The following is a 4,153-nucleotide window of genomic DNA, read 5'->3' as shown; positions in this document are numbered from 1 at the left end:
CGGGGGCGGGCGGCGCGGCGCGGGCGGCGATGGAAGGCGCGGCGGGGCGGGAGGCATCCTCCGGCACCGCGCGGGGGACGGATGCGGGGCGCGCGGCCGTACGGTCCGGCGGCTCGGGCGCCAGCGCCTCGTCCGCCCCCCAGTCCAGCTGCAGCGCGAGTGCTGCCAGCCATGCCGCCCTGTCCGCGTCCATCCCCGCCATATCGGCGCCAGCCGGGGTTCCGCGCAACCCGCCCTGCCGCTACATGGGCGGCGACATACGAGGGACATCGGGGACATGGCCGAAGAGCGCGAGGCAATGGAGTTCGACGTGCTGATCGTCGGGGGCGGGCCGTCGGGCCTGGCCGCCGCGATCCGGCTCAAGCAACTCAACCCCGACGCCTCGGTCTGCCTGGTCGAGAAGGGCAGCGAGATCGGCGCGCATATCCTGTCCGGCGCCGTGCTGGAGCCGCGCGCGCTGGATGAGCTGATCCCCGACTGGCGCGACGACCCGCCGGCGCTGGCCACGCCCGCCAAGGACGATCGCTTCATGTTCCTGACGGCGACGAAGGCCTGGAAGCTGCCGACGCCGCCGCAGATGCACAACCACGGCAACTACATCGTCAGCCTGGGCAATGTGTGCCGCTGGCTCGGCGCCAAGGCCGAGGCGCTGGGCGTCGAGATCTATCCCGGCTTCGCGGCGTCGGAGACCATCATCGAGGACGGCCAGGTGCGCGGCGTCGTCGCCGGCGTCATGGGCATCACGCGCGATGGCGAGCAGGGCCCGAACTACCAGCCGGGGATGGAGCTGCGCGCGACCTACACGCTGTTCGGCGAAGGCTGCCGCGGCTCGCTGACCAAGAAGCTGTTCGAGACGTTCAGCCTGCGCGACGGCGCGCAGCCGCAGACCTACGGCCTCGGCATCAAGGAGCTGTGGGAGATCCCGAAGGAGAAGCACACGCCCGGGCTGATCTGGCATTCGACCGGCTGGCCGATGCCGTCGGACACCTATGGCGGGTCGTGGCTGTACATGTTCGGGGAGAACCTTGTCTCCATCGGCTTCGTCGTGGGCCTGGACTACACCAACCCCTGGCTGTCGCCCTTCGACGAGTTCCAGCGCTTCAAGCACCACCCGGCCGTGAAGCCGATGCTCGAAGGCGGCAAGCGCATCGCCTACGGCGCGCGCGCGCTGAACGAGGGCGGGTTCCAGTCCATTCCGAAACTGGTGTTCCCGGGCGGGGCGATCATCGGCGACAGCGCCGGCTTCCTGAACGTGCCCAAGATCAAGGGCACGCATACCTCGATGAAGTCCGGCATGGTTGCGGCGGAAGCGATCGCCGAAGCGCTGAAGCAGGAGGCGCGGCCGCCGGTGCTCGGCGCCTACCCGGCGCTGCTCGAGGCGTCCTGGGTGTGGGACGAACTCAAGGCCGTGCGCAACATCCGCCCCGGCTTCGCCAAGTTCGGCTTCTGGGGCGGCATGGCGAACGCCGCGCTCGAGGCCTACGTGTTCCGCGGCAAGGCGCCCTGGACGCTGTCGCACCATGACGACCACGCGACGCTGAAGAAGGCATCCGACGCGCCGCGCATCGAGTATCCGAAGCCCGACGGCGTGATCTCCTTCGACCGGCTCTCCTCGGTGTTCCTCTCGAACACCAACCATGAGGAGGACCAGCCCGCGCATCTGAAGCTGCGCGACCCGTCGCGCTGGAAGGCCGTGAACTTCGAGACCTTCGGCAGCCCGGAGAGCCGCTACTGCCCCGCCGGCGTCTATGAGGCGGTGGGCGCGGAGGAAGGCGCCCCGCGGCTCGTGATCAACGCCCAGAACTGCGTGCACTGCAAGACCTGCGACATCAAGGACCCGACGCAGAACATCGACTGGTGCACGCCGGAGGGCAGCGGCGGGCCGAACTACATCGGCGGGATGTGAAGGAGGAGTCTCTCGTGCCCTCAGGCGCCGGGCGCGGCCTCCGGCCCCTTGGCTTGCGCGCCGTGCGCTGGCACGCCGGGCAGGGCTGTCGGTCTGGGCGCGGTCGCGCCACGCGCTCCCGGATGGCGGAGTCTTCGCGTGCCCTCAGGCGCCGGGCGCGGCCTCCGGCCGCTTGGCTTGCGCGCCGTGCGCTGGTGCGCCGGGCAGCGCTGTCGGTCTGGGCGCGATCGCGCCTCGCGCTTCCGGATCGCGGCAAGCCGCGATCCGCGTCTTGGCAGGTTGTGCCCATGGCGCGCCGCAGGCGTGATGCGCGATGGAATTGTGCGGCGGATCGTCACGACGCGGTCGCGCGCATCGGTGGCCCGCACCTACGGCAAATGACGTGAGCGAACCTCCGCTCCATCGCGCGGCGCATCCCGTGCTCGGCGTGCTGCGCGCGGGCGTGCTGCTTGGCCTCGGCTGGGTGGCAGCCGCCGCCCTCGCCTGGGAATTGTTCGGCATGCTCTGGGCCGTCTTCGTGCTCGTGCTCTGGGTGCTGCTGCTGCGGCGCTTCCACGGCGCGGTGCAGGCGCTGGCCGAGGCGATCCGGAAGGAAACCGCGCCGCGGGGCTGATCCCGCCGCGCTTCATCGAGGAACCACCATGCTCAAGATCCACGGTATCCCCCGCTCCCGCGCCTTCCGCTGCATCTGGGCGGCCGAGGAAGCGGGCCTGCCCTACGAGGTCATCCCGATCGGCTTCCAGCCCGGCTTCAAGCTGGAGCGCTCGGTAGACATCAACCCGAACAACAAGATCCCCGCGCTCGAGGACGGCTCGCTCGTGCTGTTCGAGAGCCTGGCGATCAACCTGCACATCGCGGGCAAGGCCGGCGCGCCGCTCATGCCCACGGGCGACGACGCCTCGCGCGTGATGCAGTGGACGCTCTGGGCGGCGACGGAAGCCGAGCCGCATGTCATGCGCTGGTCCTACAACGCCTACCTCAAGCCCGAGGCGGACCGCGTGGCGTCCGAGGCGGCGGCGGGGAAGGAGGCGCTCGACCTGCGCCTCGCGGTGCTCGAGAAGGAGCTGGCCACGCGCCCGTTCCTGCTCGGCGGCGGCTTCACCGTGGCCGACCTCAACCTCGCCTCGGTGCTCTACGGCTCCTGGCTCAACGGCTACGACTACGCGCCCTTCCCCAAGGTGAAGGCGTGGCTCGACGCCTGCCTGACGCGCCCGGCGGCGCTCAAGGCCCGCAAGCAGCGGGAAGGCTGAGGCCCGAGGCCGGCGCGGACCGCGAACCCGGTTCGCGCCGGCCGCCCGCTACCGCCAGGTCACGCTGCGGCGCGAACAGGTCTCGATGTTGCGCTGCTCCAGGATCCGCCCATCCATGTAGACGACGCGGATGTCGGCGGTGCAGACGCCCGTGCGCGGCAGCGGGATCGGCATGGAGGCCCCGGGCGGGAGGATCTGCCGCGGCCCCAGCCGGTCCCGCCCCCAGTTCCGCTCGCTTGTCAGCGAGACGTAGATCTCCCGGATCGCATCCCCGCTGCGGTTGACGAAGGTGAAGGACGGGTCCGGCTGCTGCGCCACCGGCGGCGGCGCGGGGGCGAGCGGCGCATCGCGCCCGAAGGCGATGCGGTCGAGCGAGCAGGCGTTCACGCCGAGATGCCCGTCCTCCGTCCCGTCCGCGAAGCGGACGCGGATGTCGAGCCAGCAATCGCGGAAGGCCGGCTCGACGAAGACCTGCAGCCCCGGCCCGAGCGGCCCGCGGGCGAGGATGTTCGGCCCCCATTCCGTGACCCGGGAGGGCGAGACATTGGCCGAGACGATCGCCTGGCCGGTGTTGTTCTGCAGCCAGAAGCGGTTCTGCGCCGAAGCCGGCGCGGCGCCGGCGACCAGCATGAACAGGGCGGCGAGAAGGCCGAGGATGCGCATCCGTCTCTCCCGGGCGGCGATGCAGTGTCGCGCCATCCTACCCGCCCTTCCGCGGCAAGGTGATGGCGCGCCGCGATGCATGTAGGCTCGGCGCATGACGATGGAACGACCGGCGATCCTGGTGCTCGGCGCGGGCGGGCACGGCAAGGCGGTGCTCGACCTGGTGCTCGCCCATGGCGGCTGGCGGGCGGCGGGGCTCGTCGATGCAGCGCCGCGCGTCGCCGAAGTGCTCGGCGTGCCGATGCTCGGCGACGAATCGGCGCTGCCCGCGCTGCGGCAGCGGGGGATCGCGGCGGCCCATCCGGCGATCGGCGCGAACGACGCCCGGCGCGCG

General features: G+C 71.4%; 5 protein-coding genes and 1 pseudogene. 4 read left to right on the top strand and 2 right to left on the bottom strand.

What is annotated here, in order from left to right; genetic code table 11:
- Window positions 1-193 (bottom strand): annotated as a pseudogene (locus tag HW577_RS21820) (uracil-DNA glycosylase); the annotation flags it as partial.
- An 84-nt stretch (window positions 194-277) separates the two neighbouring features.
- Between HW577_RS21820 and HW577_RS21815 the strand changes: the two are divergent.
- The 3 genes from HW577_RS21815 (at window position 278) to HW577_RS21805 (ending at window position 3,156) form a co-directional block, all read left to right on the top strand.
- Entirely contained in the window at window positions 278-1,906 is a 1,629-nt protein-coding gene (locus HW577_RS21815) for an electron transfer flavoprotein-ubiquinone oxidoreductase (protein ID WP_232475142.1), read from the top strand.
- Window positions 1,907-2,288: 382 nt separating this feature from the next.
- Window positions 2,289-2,519: a hypothetical protein gene (locus HW577_RS21810; protein WP_198378223.1), complete on the top strand. Its 231-nt coding sequence runs from the start codon at window positions 2,289-2,291 to the stop codon at window positions 2,517-2,519.
- Between the two features lie 28 nt (window positions 2,520-2,547).
- Window positions 2,548-3,156: a glutathione S-transferase family protein gene (locus HW577_RS21805; protein ID WP_198378222.1), complete on the top strand. Its 609-nt coding sequence runs from the start codon at window positions 2,548-2,550 to the stop codon at window positions 3,154-3,156.
- Window positions 3,157-3,204: 48 nt separating this feature from the next.
- Here HW577_RS21805 and HW577_RS21800 read toward each other — a convergent pair whose 3' ends face one another.
- On the bottom strand, window positions 3,205-3,819 hold the full coding sequence (locus HW577_RS21800) for a Tat pathway signal protein (RefSeq protein ID WP_232475141.1): 615 nt from the start codon (window positions 3,817-3,819) through the stop codon (window positions 3,205-3,207).
- A gap of 94 nt (window positions 3,820-3,913) precedes the next feature.
- Between HW577_RS21800 and HW577_RS21795 the strand changes: the two genes are divergently transcribed.
- A partial coding sequence (locus tag HW577_RS21795; RefSeq protein WP_408639547.1) for a PglD-related sugar-binding protein occupies window positions 3,914-4,153 on the top strand: 240 nt, incomplete at its 3' end.

This window comes from Neoroseomonas rubea (assembly GCF_016106015.1).
GTDB classification, from domain to species: Bacteria; Pseudomonadota; Alphaproteobacteria; order Acetobacterales; family Acetobacteraceae; genus Neoroseomonas; species Neoroseomonas rubea.
This window is presented reverse-complemented; position numbering and strand designations above follow the sequence as displayed.

Bases quoted from the DNA above. Each gene is read 5' to 3' on its own strand.
- HW577_RS21815 (WP_232475142.1), top strand. From the start codon at position 278: ATGGCCGAAGAGCGCGAGGCAATGGAGTTCGACGTGCTGATCGTCGGG.
- HW577_RS21805 (WP_198378222.1), top strand. From the start codon at position 2,548: ATGCTCAAGATCCACGGTATCCCCCGCTCCCGCGCCTTCCGCTGCATC.
- HW577_RS21800 (WP_232475141.1), bottom strand. From the start codon at position 3,819: ATGCGCATCCTCGGCCTTCTCGCCGCCCTGTTCATGCTGGTCGCCGGC.